This window comes from Pseudomonas sp. CROZ-RG-20F-R04-15, from assembly GCF_022662375.1.
Classification (GTDB): domain Bacteria; phylum Pseudomonadota; class Gammaproteobacteria; order Pseudomonadales; family Pseudomonadaceae; genus Aquipseudomonas.
In genome coordinates this window covers 432,845-447,157 of sequence record NZ_JAKNQL010000001.1, presented here as the reverse complement: position 1 = coordinate 447,157, position 14,313 = coordinate 432,845, and the positions used below count along the sequence as shown (strand labels likewise).

Here is a 14,313-nt window from a genome sequence, read left to right as displayed (position 1 = left end):
GACTGTCCGACAATTCGGGGCTGGCGTGCCAGTGGGGTAATGGCAAAAAGGGGCGATGGAATGGTCATTGCCGTCGCTGTGCGGCGGATAATGCCTTCGCGAGCAAGCTCGCTCCCACATTGGAACGCAATACCCTGTGGGAGCGAGCTTGCTCGCGAAGGGGGTCAGCCGGGTTTAAGCCGACGCGATGCGCACCTGCTTCTCCAACTCCACCTTCAACCCCGGCTCCAGCTTCAGTTGCCGCGCCAGTTCATCCAGATAGCTTTTCTCCATGAAGTTCTCCTCATCCACCAACATCACACTGGCGATGTACATCTCCGCTGCCATCTCCGGCGTGCTCGCGGCGCGGGCGACGTCGGTCGGGTCGAGGGGCTTGTTGAGTTCGGCATGGAGCCAATGCTGCAGTTCCTGGTCGTTATCGAGTTTGGTGAATTCGCCTTCGATCAATTGGCGTTCGCGGTCATCAATGTGGCCGTCGGCCTTCGCGGCAGCGACCAGCGCCTTGAGAATGGCCTGGCTGTGCTGTTCGGCCTGAGCCGGTGGCAAACGATCGAGGGTCTGCGGTTCACTTTGTGGGGCGGTGCCTTTTTGCGCGTTGTAGTTGCCATAAGCCTTGTAAGCCAGCACGCCCAGCGCCGCGAGGCCGCCATAAATCGCGACTTTGCCGCCGACCTTGCGCACTTTCTTGTTACCGAGCAACAAGCCCATCGCGCCAGCCGCTAACGCACCGCCACCTGCGCCTGACAGCAGACTGCCGAGACCGCCGGAGCCAGAAGCGCCGCCAAGCAAACCGCCCAGGCCACCGGTAGCCTGTTTGTTCTGCGTGCCACCGGCCTTGTTCTGCAACAGATCCTGACCGGACTTGAGCAGTTGATCGAGCAATCCACGGGTGTTCATGTTCCGCCTCCAAACAGGGGTTATCCGGATCTATAAGGCCCTCAGCCTAGTTCGAAAGTGCCCCTGCACTGCTTGCGAGTGTGCTTCCAGATGTTGCTCGGTACGCTTAAGCCGTTCGCGAAAATAGATATACACTCAGGCCAATCTATAAAAACCGCCCACTGGGTACCCTCTTCATGATGACCCTGCGTCAGATCCGTCATTTCATCGCCGTGGCCGAGACCGGCTCGATTTCCGCCGCCGCGCAAACCGCGTTTATTTCCCAATCAACCCTGACTCTGGCGATCCAGCAACTGGAAGAGGAGATCGGCGTCAGCCTGTTCAGCCGCCATGCCAAGGGCATGACCCTTACGCACCAGGGCCATCAATTCCTACGCCAGGCGCACCTGATTCTGGCGACTGTGGATAACGCCAAACGCAGCCTGCAACAGAGTACCGACCAAGTCGCCGGGCAGTTGATCGTCGGTGTGACCAGTCTGGTTGCCGGTTATTACCTGGCAGATCTGCTCACGCGTTTTCAACGCGCCTATCCCAACGTCGAAATCCGCGTGATGGAAGACGAGCGGCCCTACATCGAGCATTTGCTGGTCAGCGGCGAGATCGATGTCGGCGTATTGATCCTCTCCAACCTGGAAGATCGCCACGCCTTGCAGACTGAAGTACTGACCCACTCGCCGCACCGTTTGTGGCTGCCAGCGCAGCACCCATTGCTGGAACACGACAGCATCAACCTCGCCGATGTCGCCCGCGAGCCGTTGATTCAACTCAACGTCGATGAAATGGATCGCAACGCCCAGCGTTTCTGGCGCGGTTCCGGGCTGCAACCGAAGATCACTCTGAGAACCGCGTCCACCGAAGCGGTGCGAAGTCTGGTCGCCGCCGGTTTGGGCGTGTCGATTCAGCCGGACATGACTTATCGCCCATGGTCACTGGAGGGCGACATCATCGAAGCGCGGCCCATCGCCGACCTCAACCAGACCCTCGACGTCGGCCTGGCCTGGCGCCGTGGCACCGCGCGTCCGGCGCTGGTCGATCCATTTCTCACCGTCGCCCGCGAGCAACCCCACGGCGGACGCAAGCCATCTATTTAATCGAACGCAGCCTTCAGTATTTAGAATTTGTCGACCTCGGAGCCGCGCACTAGTCTTGCTGCATCTATAAGACGGCCGGCTCCCGATATCAGGGAGCAACAATGGCCACACAAGAAAAGAGATCGCGGAAAATGGCTGGCGCGCAAACCCCGATGTGTACCGCGTTGTTGATCGACGGCGAACTGGTCGCCGGGGAAGGTTTCGTCGAGCCGATCCTCAACCCGGCCACCGGCGAAATCCTCACGCACATCGCCGAGGCTAGCACCGAGCAGGTCGAAGCCGCGATCCTCGCTGCCCACCGCGCCTTCGCCGAATGGTCACGGACCACGCCGCAGCAGCGCTCAAACATGCTGCTGGACATCGCCAACGCCGTCGAAAAACACGCCGACCACCTCGCCCGCCTCGAATCGCTGAACTGCGGCAAGCCGTTGCACCTTGCGCGTCAGGACGATCTGACGGCGACCGTCGATGTCTTCCGTTTCTTTGCCGGCGCCGTACGCTGCCAGACCGGTCAGCTCAGCGGCGAATACTTGCCGGGCTACACCAGCATGGTGCGGCGCGATCCGATTGGCGTGGTTGCCTCGATTGCTCCGTGGAACTACCCGATCATGATGGCCGCGTGGAAAATCGCCCCAGCCCTCGCCGCCGGCAACACGCTGGTGTTCAAACCCTCCGAGCACACACCGCTGTCGATTCTCGCACTGGCGCCAGCGCTGGCTGAAATCCTCCCGCGCGGGGTGATCAACATCATCTGCGGTGGCGGCGAAGGCGTCGGCAGCCATTTGGTCGGCCACGCCAAGGTGCGCATGGTCTCGCTGACCGGCGATATCGTCACCGGCCAGAAAATCCTTCAGGCCGCCGCGAAAACCCTGAAACGCACGCACCTCGAACTCGGCGGCAAAGCCCCGGTAATCGTCTGCAACGACGCCGACATCCAGTCCGTGGTCGAAGGCGTGCGCACTTACGGCTACTACAACGCCGGGCAGGATTGCACCGCCGCGTGCCGGATCTACGCGCAGGCCGGGATTCACGACAAACTGGTCGCCGAACTCGGCGCCGCCGTCAGCAGCCTGCGCTTCGCCGGCAAACGTGACGCCGACAATGAGATCGGCCCGCTGATCAGCACCCGTCAACGTGACCGCGTCGCCAGTTTCGTCGAGCGCGCCCTCGGTCAGCCGCATATTGAGCGCGTGACCGGTGCGGCAGTGCATTCCGGCGCCGGTTTCTACTATCAACCGACCCTGCTCGCCGGTTGCAAACAGAGCGACGAAATCGTCCAGCGCGAAGTGTTCGGCCCGGTGGTCACGGTGACCCGTTTCGACGAACTCGCGCAGGCCGTCGACTGGGCCAACGACTCGGAATACGGCCTCGCCTCGTCGGTGTGGACGCAGAATCTGGACAAGGCGATGCAGGTCGCCGCGCGCTTGCAGTACGGCTGCACGTGGATCAACAGCCATTTCATGCTGGTCAGCGAAATGCCCCACGGCGGGCTGAAACGCTCCGGCTACGGCAAAGACTTATCCAGTGATTCGCTGCAGGACTACAGCGTGGTGCGGCACATCATGGCCCGCCACGGCCAGCATCTCTGACTACGCTAATAACAAGCCGTTAACGGCATGCTTCACCGCGTTCACAACTGCCCCGACCATAATTTAAAGAAGAGGGTTCAACCATGTTCGTGCACAAGACCGCACTGCTCAGTGCAATCACCACGGCCCTGCTGGCCAGCGCCAGCCTGCAGGCCGCCGAGCCGTTGAAGGCTGTCGGTGCTGGCGAAGGTCAGCTGGATATCGTTGCGTGGCCGGGTTACATCGAACGTGGCGAGAGCGACAAGGCCTACGACTGGGTGAGCGGTTTCGAGCAGGAAACCGGCTGCAAGGTCAATGTGAAAACAGCCGCCACCTCTGACGAAATGGTCAGCCTGATGGCCAAGGGCGGTTACGACCTGGTCACCGCATCGGGCGATGCCTCGTTGCGGTTGATCGTCGGCAAGCGTGTGCAACCGATCAACACCGCGTTGATCCCGAACTGGAACACCCTCGACCCGCGCCTCAAAGATGCGCCGTGGTACGTGGTCAACAAGCAGACTTACGGCACCCCGTATCAGTGGGGCCCGAACGTGCTGATGTACAACACCAACGTGTTCAAGACCGCGCCGACCAGTTGGAACGTGGTGTTCGCCGCGCAGGAGCTGCCCGACGGCAAGCCGAACAAGGGCCGCGTGCAGGCCTATGACGGCCCTATCTACATCGCAGATGCGGCGCTGTATCTGAAGTCGACCAAGCCTGAACTGGGTATCAAGGATCCGTATCAACTGACCGAAGATCAGTACAAAGCCGTGCTCGATCTGTTGCGTGCGCAGCAGCCGTTGATCCACCGCTACTGGCACGACACCACGGTGCAGATGAGCGACTTCAAAAACGAAGGCGTAGTGGCGTCGAGCGCCTGGCCGTATCAGGTCAATGGTTTGATGAACGAGAAGCAGCCGATCGCTTCGACCATTCCGAAAGAAGGCGCTACGGGCTGGGCGGATACCACCATGTTGCACGCCGAGGCCAAGCACCCGAACTGCGCGTACAAGTGGATGGACTGGTCGCTGAAACCGAAAGTCCAGGGCGATGTGGCGGCGTGGTTTGGCTCTTTGCCGGCGGTTCCGGCGGCGTGCAAGGAGAGCGAGTTGCTTGGCGCTGAAGGTTGCAAGACCAACGGTTTCGACCAGTTCGACAAGATCGCCTTCTGGAAAACCCCGCAGGCTGAGGGCGGCAAGTTTGTGCCGTATAGCCGCTGGACTCAGGACTACATTGCGATCATGGGCGGTCGTTAAGTCCGGGAGCGACTCGGTCGAGCTCCCTTTCCCCCTCGCCCCCCTGGGGGAGAGGGCTGGGGTGAGGGGGTAGCTTTTGACCTTGCTCTTGATCTCAGAGCAATGGCCGAAACCGCTGCCCTCACCCCCCGCCCTCTCCCGGAGGGAGAGGGAGCTAAAAGCGGATCGCATCTCGTCCGCCGAATGTGTGAGCCAAGCAAACCGTAAAACGATTCAGATTTTTCAGAAGTCCAGGCAGGGCCGCTGCGACGGCCTTCGCCTTTTTGGAGCACCGCACCATGACGCTTGCAGTCCAGTTCACCAACGTTTCCCGGCAGTTCGGCGACGTAAAAGCCGTTGACCGGGTTTCCATCGATATCCAGGACGGCGAGTTTTTTTCCATGCTCGGCCCTTCCGGCTCGGGCAAAACCACCTGCCTGCGCCTGATCGCCGGGTTCGAACAACCGAGCGCCGGCTCGATCCGCATTCACGGTGCTGAAGCGGCCGGTCTGCCGCCGTATCAACGCGACGTCAACACGGTGTTTCAGGATTACGCGCTGTTCCCGCACATGAACGTCCTCGACAACGTCGCCTACGGCTTGAAGGTCAAAGGCGTCGGCAAAACCGAACGGCATAAACGCGCCGAAGAAGCCTTGGACATGGTCGCCCTCGGCGGTTACGGCGCGCGCAAACCGGTGCAGTTGTCCGGCGGTCAGCGCCAGCGTGTGGCCCTCGCCCGTGCCCTGGTCAATCGTCCGCGCGTGCTGTTGCTCGATGAGCCTTTGGGTGCGCTCGACCTGAAACTTCGCGAACAAATGCAAAGCGAACTGAAGAAGCTGCAACGCCAGCTCGGCATCACGTTCATCTTCGTCACCCACGATCAAACCGAAGCGCTGTCGATGTCCGATCGCGTCGCCGTGTTCAACAAGGGCCGCATCGAACAGGTCGACACCCCGCGCAATCTGTACATGAAACCGACCACCACGTTCGTCGCTGAATTCGTCGGCACCTCGAACGTGATTCGCGGCGATCTGGCCCGTGAAATCAGCGGCCATCCGCAGCCGTTTTCGATTCGCCCGGAACACGTGCGTTTCGCCGAAGGCCCACTCGCCAGCCACGAAATCGAAGTCAGCGGTCTGCTCCATGACATTCAGTACCAGGGCAGCGCAACCCGTTATGAACTGAAGCTGGAAAACGGCCAGACCCTCAGCATCAGTCACGCCAACAATCAGTGGATCGACAGCAGCGCGCAGCATCAGACCGGTCAGCGCCTGAGCGCACGTTGGGCGCGGGAAGCGATGATTGCGCTGCACGACACCGTGTCGAGCGGGGTTTGACATGAGCACGCTCGCGATGACTGCATCGCCGCCGTTGCGCCGGTTTTCCAACCTGCTCTACCGCAAGCCGAATCTATATCTGTCGATGCTGCTGGTGCCGCCGCTGCTGTGGTTTGGCGCGATTTATCTCGGCTCGTTGCTGGTGCTGCTGTGGCAGGGCTTCTACACCTTCGACGACTTCACCATGGCGGTCACTCCTGACCTGACCCTGGCCAATTTTGCCGCGCTGTTTCAGCCATCGAACTTCGACATCATCCTGCGCACGCTGAGCATGGCCATCGTCGTGTCGATCGCCAGTGCCATCGTCGCGTTCCCGATTGCCTACTACATGGCGCGCTACACCACGGGCAAGACCAAGGCGTTTTTCTACATCGCGGTGATGATGCCGATGTGGGCCAGTTACATCGTCAAGGCCTACGCATGGACGTTGCTGCTGGCCAAGGGCGGCGTAGCGCAATGGTTCGTGCAGCACCTGGGATTGGAGCCGGTGTTGCAGTTCATTCTGGGGATTCCCGGCGTCGGCGGCAGCACCCTGTCGACCTCACATCTGGGGCGGTTCATGGTGTTTGTATACATCTGGCTGCCGTTCATGATTCTGCCGATTCAGGCCTCGCTGGAGCGTCTGCCACCGTCGCTGTTGCAGGCTTCTGCCGACCTTGGTGCGAAGCCGCGTCAGACCTTTATGCAGGTGATTTTGCCGCTGTCGATTCCGGGCATCGCCGCCGGTTCGATCTTCACGTTTTCGCTGACCCTGGGCGACTTCATCGTGCCGCAATTGGTCGGGCCGCCGGGCTACTTTGTCGGCAGCATGGTGTACGCGCAGCAAGGTGCGATCGGCAATATGCCGATGGCGGCGGCGTTCACGCTGGTGCCGATTGTGTTGATCGCGGTTTACCTGTCCATCGTCAAACGACTGGGGGCTTTCGATGCGCTCTAATTCAGAAAAGCAGGGGGAGAAAGCATCATTAGGCTTGAAGATCGCAGCCTGGGGCGGGTTGGTGTTTCTGCACTTCCCGATCCTGATCATCTTTCTTTACGCCTTCAACACCGAAGAGGCTGCGTTCAGTTTCCCGCCGAAGGGCTTCACGCTGCACTGGTTCAGCGTGGCGTTTTCGCGGCCGGATGTTCTGGAGTCGATCAAGCTTTCATTGCAGATCGCAGCCATCGCCACGTTGATTGCGATGGTGCTCGGCACGCTTGCATCGGCCGCGTTGTACCGCCGCGATTTCTTCGGCAAACAGGGCATTTCGCTGATGTTGATTTTGCCGATTGCGTTGCCGGGGATCATCACCGGGATCGCGCTGCTGGCGACGTTCAAGACGCTGGGGATCGAGCCGGGGATGTTCACCATCATCGTCGGCCACGCGACCTTCTGCGTGGTGATCGTCTACAACAATGTTATCGCCCGCTTGCGCCGTACTTCGCACAGTTTGATCGAGGCCTCGATGGACCTCGGCGCCGATGGCTGGCAGACCTTTCGCTACATCATCCTGCCGAACCTCGGTTCGGCTTTGCTGGCCGGCGGCATGTTGGCGTTTGCGCTGTCGTTCGATGAAATCATCGTTACCACGTTTACCGCCGGGCATGAGCGCACGTTGCCGTTGTGGCTGCTTAACCAGTTGAGCCGGCCACGGGATGTGCCGGTGACCAACGTCGTCGCGATGCTGGTGATGATGGTGACGATGCTGCCGATTTTGGGCGCGTATTACCTGACGCGCGGTGGCGAAAGCGTTGCCGGCAGCGGCGGCAAATGAATCCCTGACAGACACCACCATCCCCTTTGGGAGCGAGCCTGCTCGCGAACAGGCCGTCACATCCGACATTGATGTCGACTGAAACACCGCTTTCGCGAGCAGGCTCGCTCCCACAGTTTTTAATCCGGTTTCGGCAGAAAAATAATAGATTCGAAGAGGACAGAACGATGCAAACCAAACTCTTGATCAACGGCCAACTGGTCATCGGCGAAGGCCCGGCGCAACCGGTGCTCAACCCGTCGCTTGGCGAAGTGCTGGTAGAGATCAACGAAGCCACTGAGGCCCAGGTCGACGCCGCCGTGCGCGCTGCCGACAACGCCTTCGCCGACTGGTCGCAAACCGCGCCGAAAGACCGCTCGCTGTTGCTGCTCAAACTCGCCGACGCCATCGAGGCCCACGGCGAAGAACTGGCCAAACTGGAATCCGCCAACTGCGGCAAACCCTACAGCGCCGCACTCAACGACGAGATTCCGGCGATTGCCGACGTGTTCCGTTTCTTCGCCGGCGCCAGCCGTTGCATGAGCGGTTCGGCCGGTGGCGAATACCTGCCCGGCCACACCTCGATGATCCGCCGCGACCCGGTCGGCGTCATCGCCTCCATCGCGCCGTGGAACTACCCGCTGATGATGGTCGCCTGGAAAATCGCCCCGGCTCTGGCGGCCGGTAATACCGTGGTGCTCAAGCCGTCGGAACAAACCCCGCTGACTGCGTTGCGTCTGGCCGAACTGGCGTCGGAAATCTTCCCGGCTGGCGTACTCAATCTGGTGTTTGGCCGTGGGCCTACCGTTGGCAGCCCTTTGGTTACCCACTCGAAAGTGCGCATGGTTTCACTGACTGGCTCCATCGCCACAGGCGCCAACATCATTTCCAGCACCGCCGACAGCGTCAAACGCATGCACATGGAACTCGGCGGCAAGGCGCCGGTGATCATCTTCGATGACGCTGATATCGATGCAGCGGTGGAAGGCATTCGTACCTTTGGTTTCTACAACGCCGGACAAGACTGCACCGCCGCGTGCCGGATCTACGCGCAACAGGGTATCTACGACAAGTTTGTCGAGAAGCTCGGCGCCGCGGTCAGCAGCATCAAGTACGGCTTGCAGGATGATCCGTCGACAGAACTGGGGCCGTTGATCACTGCGCAACATCGCGACCGTGTTGCCGGGTTTGTCGAGCGTGCTGTGGCGCAGTCGCACATCCGTTTGATCACTGGCGGCAAGGCTGTTGACGGTAACGGCTTCTTCTTTGAACCGACGGTGTTGGCCGATGCCCAGCAGGACGACGAAATCGTCCGCCGCGAAGTGTTTGGGCCGGTGGTTTCAGTGACCAAATTCACCGATGAAGCGCAGGCGCTGGAATGGGCCAACGATTCGGACTACGGCCTCGCCTCCTCGGTGTGGACAGCGGATGTAGGACGCGCGCATCGCATGTCGGCACGCTTGCAGTACGGCTGCACGTGGGTGAACACGCACTTCATGCTCGTCAGCGAAATGCCCCATGGCGGTCAGAAATTGTCCGGTTACGGCAAGGACATGTCCATGTATGGGCTGGAGGACTACACCACGGTTCGGCATGTGATGTTCAAGCACTAAGCCTTTAAAAGCTTCGCGAGCAGGTCGAATCGTCGCACCGTCGCTCCCATAGTTTGGAATGCGGTTCCCTGTGGGAGCGAGCCTGCTCGCGAAGGCGTCACCCCGGTATCAGGAAAGAAACCGGCATTACGCACCACCAGGATCCCAAAACAATAACCACCGAACCGGGCGGCGCCCACAAAGCCCCGCCACGGCCTCGGCCATCCGAAATCTGCCGATTTCACGGAGCAAACACACATGAGTTCCTCACCCGATCTCGCCGCCGCCGTTGCCGACAGCGATGCCGAACAACTGCGCAAACTGGGCTATACCTCGAACTTCAACCGCAGCATGAGCCTGTGGGAAAACTTCGCTTTAGGCTTCACTTATCTGTCACCGGTCGTAGGGGTTTATACCCTCTTCGGCCTGTGCCTCGCCGCCGGCGGGCCACCGATGTTCTGGGCCTATTTGCTGGTTGGATGCGGCCAATTGCTGGTGTGCCTGATCTTCGGCGAAGTGGTTTCGCAGTTCCCGATTTCCGGCGGCGTCTACCCGTGGGCACGTCGCTTGGTCGGTAAGAAATGGGCGTGGATGGTCGGCTGGATCTACTCCATCGCCCTCTGCGTCACCATCGCTGCAGTTGCGGTCGGCGCTGGCCCGTACCTGGCCGCCATGCTCGGCTTCGAGCCAAGTAACAACACCAACATCGTCATCGCCCTGGTGCTGACCCTGTTCGCCACACTGGTCAACCTCAGCGGCACCAAAGTGCTGGCACGCATCGCCATGTTCGGCTTCCTCTGCGAACTGGTCGGCGCGGTGATCGTCGGCGTTTACCTGCTGGTGTTCGAACGTCATCAGCCGCTCAGCGTGCTGTTCAACACCTTCGACATCAGCGTCGACGGCTCGTACCTGCCGGCGTTCCTCACCGCATCGTTGGCGGGGATGTTCCTCTACTACGGCTTCGAGGCCTGCGGCGACGTCGCCGAAGAAACCCCGAACCCGAGCGCCAAAATCCCGGTGGCCATGCGCATGACCATCTACATCGGCGGCATCGCGGCAATGTTCGCCTGCCTGGCGCTGATCCTCGCCGTGCCAGACATGCAAGCGGTGATCAACGGCACCGACAAAGACCCGGTCACCACCATCCTCAACAACGCCTTCGGTCCGGTCGGCTCGAAAGTGGTGATGGGCGTGGTGATGATTTCCTTCATCTCCTGCGTCATCAGCCTACAAGCAGCGGCGAGCCGTCTGCTGTATTCCTACGCTCGTGATGAAATGGTCATCGGCAGCCGACTGCTGAAAAAGATTTCTCCTACCACCCAAGTGCCGGTTGCCGCGCTGTTCGTGTCCGGCGTCCTGCCGGCGCTGATCATCGCCCTCGGCTTCTTCCTGCAAGACGCCGTGGCGACCATCGTCAGCTTCGCCGCGATCGGCATCTACCTCGCGTTCCAGATGATCGTCCTGGCCGCCCTATACGCCCGCAGCAAAGGCTGGAAACCGAGCGGCAAATTCACCCTCGGCGCGTGGGGCTGGCCGGTGAACATCGGCGCGCTGGTGTACGGCGTTGGCGCAATCATCAACATGGCCTGGCCACGCACGCCGGATGCGGCGTGGTATGTGAACTATGCGATGGTGTTGAGCACGGCGATCGTGATTGGCTTGGGCTTGGTTTATATGTGGATTGGCAAGCCGTATGACCATGGCAAGGCGCCGGCTGGGGATGCGTGGAAGGTGAGTCGCTAAGAGCCTGCGATCCCGGCACCGACAAGGTGCCGGGGTTCAGGGAAACCGAGAAAAACCATCAAAAGGAAAGCTCTGCCTGATCGTGTTTCAGCAAGGAAATACGATCGAACAATTTGATTTTTTCATTAGCTTTTTGCTTGGCGTGATCGGACATGAATGCAATCAATTCTTCGAGCTGACTGACGTCTCCGACCACCTTGAATTCCTTTTCCTTGTTGACGAAAACAAGCGACTTCTTCTTTCTCGACAACAATTCAATGACGTTGCTGAGCGTACCGGTGCTCTTTGCATCCCAGATCATCAAGCCGAAGTCGGCTGCTTCGGCCATGACGACGTCTTTCTCGGTGAAGAAGGCTCTCGACCCCTTGGAATGCTTGGAGTCGACTGTTCTGGTGGGCCACTGTCCAAGGTTATTCCTCGGAGCAGAACCGCTGCAGAACACTGTGGTTTTGGATCGTTCGAGACTCAGCAGGTACTCCTGAATGGAGGTATCGGCGCCACCTGCATCCCCAACCACCACCTCAAAATCTGACGCGACGATATTATTGATGCGCTCTTTAACCTTCGGATCAAGGTTCTTGATGTTGATAGAGCCAGCAATAAATACAGTGGTCATTGAATTCACTTCCAAGTTAGCGCTGCGACGTAAATTTTCCCTACCTTGAGATATTTACGCAGAACAGCGCAGGCCGCGTCCATGGACGCCCCGCTATCAAACAAATCATCTACAACTAAAACATTTCAGCATCCATCGGTAGTGATTTCTCCGTTATTCGTAACAATCTTTGAACCCTGAAACCAAGGGCCGAGCATCTGCAGCGATGCGCAAGATTCAAACAAATAACGGAAAAAACACTGGTTAGGGGCGGTCTCGCTGGCGCCAATGCAAAAACAGGCATTTCCTACAGGCGTGACCTTCAAGAAAAAATCTTGTTTCCTACAGCGGATGAGGACTGAATGGCCTTGTTTCAGCCAGCGCCTGCCAGCAACGTCTCCTCTCAGCTACTGAGCCAGTCCAATGGGGGGCTCGGAGAGGGCTTATGTGTCAATCGGCTGGGGCTTTGAGAGGGCTTCGAACTCATCCATCAATAGGTGAATTTCAGTGCTTGGGTTGTGTTCACCACTGAGGGCGACATCCTCAAGAACTTTGGGGGCCAGCGCTCTTGCCTGCTGAAATGGCTTTCCGAGTAGCTGAGCGAAGTAGCTGACGTCTTTGCCTTTCTGATAGTCAGCCATGCTGGGTTTTGCTCTGAGGCTCTTGGTCACCAAATCAGCCGGAGAGTTCTTCCCGGCTGTGCTGAACGGTTTTCGACTGTAGCCAAAGTGCAGTAGTAGCCAAAACTCGAAGCACGGATAAGATGCGATGACTTGGATTTTTGGATAAGACTTCGCCACATTCAACGCTCGCTTGAAGCACATGTGGGTGTCTCGATCCAAAACACAGAACACCTTATCGAAGCTTTTTTGCCTTACGACTGCTCGCTCAACAATGCCGCTTGGATGTGTAACACCGCAGTGGACGATCTCAACCTGGGCCTTGGCCCGAAAATAAAACGCGGCTTCCTCCAGATAACGTTTCCCTGACTTACTGTCTTCACACAACACCAGCACCTTAGGCTGCGGTTTGAAGCGGGAAGCCTTGCGATCAAACGATTTGAACGAACTCACTACCCTCACCCCTGCCTTATCAGCGGCAGCCCGCGATAACGCCCTTCGAAGTAACGCTTCTCGACATCCTCGCTTTCCCGGCCTCCAAAATCGTGTACGGAAAACAAGCTCGTGGCGCCATGAGCATCGCGTTCTGTAATCCAGAACTGGTCACGCCGCAGAATCTTTTCATTCATCAGATGGGTATCGTGTGTCGTGAAAATCAGTTGGGTATCCAACCCACTGTTCAGATGCTTTGCGATCAAGTCAGCGACGATTTCGGGATGAAGACTGCTATTCAGTTCGTCGACGCAGAGGATCCCACTGCCACCGGCCTGATTCATCATGAACCAGGGCAACCAGAAGCCAATCAGGTTCTTGGTTCCGCAAGACTCCTCCGAGAAGTCGAACTGCGCATCGCCTGAAATGCTGGAATGCGTGAGGGTCAGTTTGTCCCTTTGAGCCGCCGCGAAGAACTCCTTCAAGGTCAGTTTTCCGTTGCTCAAGTCTGCAGAGGCGTCATCCGGGTCGAGCTGTATCGCAGACACAGGAATATCCAGCGCACTGAGAAAATCGCGCAGGTTTCTCGTATGATTTTTCACCATTTGCAGAAAGCGAATCGAGGCTGTGGACAAGCCAAGCATGTTGTTTTGTTCAATGACTAGCAGACCGGTTTGAAACCAACTAAATGGAGTGCGCAGTTGACTCAACTCTTCGCTGCTATGAGTGACGGCTTGTGCAATAAACAGCATCGTCGGACTGGTCAATCGGCGCCAGGCGCAATGCACTTCCTTGCCGCCCTCAAGGGTTTTACCAAACAGGTAATGCTCACCTTCAGCATCAAACCGGCGGTCATAAAGCAGTGTTTCCTTACCTTTCGGGTAAGCAGTCAGTTGTTCCTGAACAATCCTCTGCGCGGTCAGCCCGAGGACAAACCGATAGCGCAGTCCGCCCTGAATAAAGTCGTACTCAAAGACACTGGGCGCATCGCTCAGAGTGCAATCAAATCGGAAGGGTGAAACGGGTAGCGCTTCGTCATTTGAACCATGTGGTGTCGCTAGCAAGCGTCCGACGATGCCCATTGCGCGGATCAGTGAAGACTTTCCGGAGGCGTTCGGACCGTAAATAGCTGCAACCTTCAGCAGCTCCGGAAGCTTTTCTGCGCTCGTGGAGGCTTTGAACGTATTGCGTGTTTTGCCAAGACGAGGGCTCGCCGCCATGGACAGGGTTTGCCTGTCCCGAAATGAGCGGTAATTGGATACCGAGAATTCGATCAACATGAAGAAAACCTGCAGTTCATTGCTTGGGTTTTCATGAATAAACGAAAAAACAGGCTTCAGATGCAGACGGACTGCAGCGAGTGCAAAAACAGGCATTTCCTACATACACAGCCTTCCTGAAAAAGCCCCGTTTCCTACAGTTATTGTCGATAGAACAGACTTGGTGCGTAGAGCACACGGCAGATAGTCT

General features: G+C 58.5%; 12 protein-coding genes. 8 read left to right on the top strand and 4 right to left on the bottom strand.

Translation table 11 applies throughout. The features are described from left to right. Window positions 1–174: 174 nt before the first annotated feature. Entirely contained in the window at window positions 175–897 is a 723-nt protein-coding gene (locus L8H52_RS01940; protein ID WP_242204995.1) for a tellurite resistance TerB family protein, read from the bottom strand. Window positions 898–1,073: 176 nt separating this feature from the next. On the opposite strand from L8H52_RS01940, the gene L8H52_RS01935 reads away from it, so the two are divergent. The 8 genes from L8H52_RS01935 to L8H52_RS01900 all read left to right on the top strand — a co-directional run bounded on the left by L8H52_RS01935 (window position 1,074) and on the right by L8H52_RS01900 (window position 11,196). Beyond that, window positions 1,074–1,988, top strand: a complete 915-nt coding sequence (locus L8H52_RS01935) for a LysR family transcriptional regulator (RefSeq protein ID WP_007949637.1) — start codon at window positions 1,074–1,076, stop codon at window positions 1,986–1,988. Window positions 1,989–2,119: 131 nt separating this feature from the next. Further along, entirely contained in the window at window positions 2,120–3,577 is a 1,458-nt protein-coding gene (locus tag L8H52_RS01930; RefSeq protein WP_242204997.1) for a gamma-aminobutyraldehyde dehydrogenase, read from the top strand. A gap of 83 nt (window positions 3,578–3,660) precedes the next feature. Then, on the top strand, window positions 3,661–4,812 hold the full coding sequence (gene ydcS, locus L8H52_RS01925) for a putative ABC transporter substrate-binding protein YdcS (RefSeq protein ID WP_242204999.1): 1,152 nt from the start codon (window positions 3,661–3,663) through the stop codon (window positions 4,810–4,812). Between the two features lie 278 nt (window positions 4,813–5,090). Then, the gene (locus L8H52_RS01920) at window positions 5,091–6,128 is read left to right on the top strand and encodes an ABC transporter ATP-binding protein (RefSeq protein ID WP_242205001.1); all 1,038 of its coding nucleotides are present in this window, start codon (window positions 5,091–5,093) and stop codon (window positions 6,126–6,128) included. A 1-nt stretch (window position 6,129) separates the two neighbouring features. Next, complete coding sequence (locus tag L8H52_RS01915; RefSeq protein ID WP_016986394.1) at window positions 6,130–7,065, top strand: ABC transporter permease; 936 nt, start codon at window positions 6,130–6,132, stop codon at window positions 7,063–7,065. Further along, complete coding sequence (locus L8H52_RS01910) at window positions 7,055–7,882, top strand: ABC transporter permease (RefSeq protein ID WP_034154841.1); 828 nt, start codon at window positions 7,055–7,057, stop codon at window positions 7,880–7,882. Before L8H52_RS01915 ends, L8H52_RS01910 begins: the two co-directional genes overlap by 11 nt. Window positions 7,883–8,049: 167 nt before the next feature. Further along, on the top strand, window positions 8,050–9,474 hold the full coding sequence (locus tag L8H52_RS01905; RefSeq protein ID WP_242205003.1) for a gamma-aminobutyraldehyde dehydrogenase: 1,425 nt from the start codon (window positions 8,050–8,052) through the stop codon (window positions 9,472–9,474). 237 nt (window positions 9,475–9,711) lie between these two features. Beyond that, entirely contained in the window at window positions 9,712–11,196 is a 1,485-nt protein-coding gene (locus tag L8H52_RS01900; RefSeq protein ID WP_077571272.1) for an amino acid permease, read from the top strand. Between the two features lie 58 nt (window positions 11,197–11,254). Here the strand turns inward: L8H52_RS01900 and L8H52_RS01895 are convergent, their stop codons facing one another. The 3 genes from L8H52_RS01895 to L8H52_RS01885 form a co-directional block, all read right to left on the bottom strand. Continuing rightward, window positions 11,255–11,812, bottom strand: coding sequence for a hypothetical protein (locus L8H52_RS01895; protein WP_242205005.1), 558 nt, complete (start codon window positions 11,810–11,812; stop codon window positions 11,255–11,257). Between the two features lie 422 nt (window positions 11,813–12,234). Next, on the bottom strand, window positions 12,235–12,873 hold the full coding sequence (locus tag L8H52_RS01890; RefSeq protein ID WP_242205007.1) for an RloB family protein: 639 nt from the start codon (window positions 12,871–12,873) through the stop codon (window positions 12,235–12,237). Continuing rightward, window positions 12,870–14,123 (bottom strand): ATP-binding protein, encoded by a 1,254-nt coding sequence (locus L8H52_RS01885; RefSeq protein ID WP_242205526.1) that lies wholly within the window; start codon window positions 14,121–14,123, stop codon window positions 12,870–12,872. Before L8H52_RS01885 ends, L8H52_RS01890 begins: the two co-directional genes overlap by 4 nt. Window positions 14,124–14,313 lie beyond the last annotated feature (190 nt).

Excerpts from the sequence above, each read along its gene's own strand:
- L8H52_RS01930 (WP_242204997.1), top strand. The coding sequence starts at position 2,120 with ATGGCTGGCGCGCAAACCCCGATGTGTACCGCGTTGTTGATCGACGGC.
- L8H52_RS01905 (WP_242205003.1), top strand. The coding sequence starts at position 8,050 with ATGCAAACCAAACTCTTGATCAACGGCCAACTGGTCATCGGCGAAGGC.
- L8H52_RS01910 (WP_034154841.1), top strand. The coding sequence starts at position 7,055 with ATGCGCTCTAATTCAGAAAAGCAGGGGGAGAAAGCATCATTAGGCTTG.
- ydcS (WP_242204999.1), top strand. The coding sequence starts at position 3,661 with ATGTTCGTGCACAAGACCGCACTGCTCAGTGCAATCACCACGGCCCTG.
- L8H52_RS01915 (WP_016986394.1), top strand. The coding sequence starts at position 6,130 with ATGAGCACGCTCGCGATGACTGCATCGCCGCCGTTGCGCCGGTTTTCC.
- L8H52_RS01895 (WP_242205005.1), bottom strand. The coding sequence starts at position 11,812 with ATGACCACTGTATTTATTGCTGGCTCTATCAACATCAAGAACCTTGAT.
- L8H52_RS01885 (WP_242205526.1), bottom strand. The coding sequence starts at position 14,123 with ATGTTGATCGAATTCTCGGTATCCAATTACCGCTCATTTCGGGACAGG.
- L8H52_RS01940 (WP_242204995.1), bottom strand. The coding sequence starts at position 897 with ATGAACACCCGTGGATTGCTCGATCAACTGCTCAAGTCCGGTCAGGAT.
- L8H52_RS01935 (WP_007949637.1), top strand. The coding sequence starts at position 1,074 with ATGATGACCCTGCGTCAGATCCGTCATTTCATCGCCGTGGCCGAGACC.
- L8H52_RS01920 (WP_242205001.1), top strand. The coding sequence starts at position 5,091 with ATGACGCTTGCAGTCCAGTTCACCAACGTTTCCCGGCAGTTCGGCGAC.
- L8H52_RS01900 (WP_077571272.1), top strand. The coding sequence starts at position 9,712 with ATGAGTTCCTCACCCGATCTCGCCGCCGCCGTTGCCGACAGCGATGCC.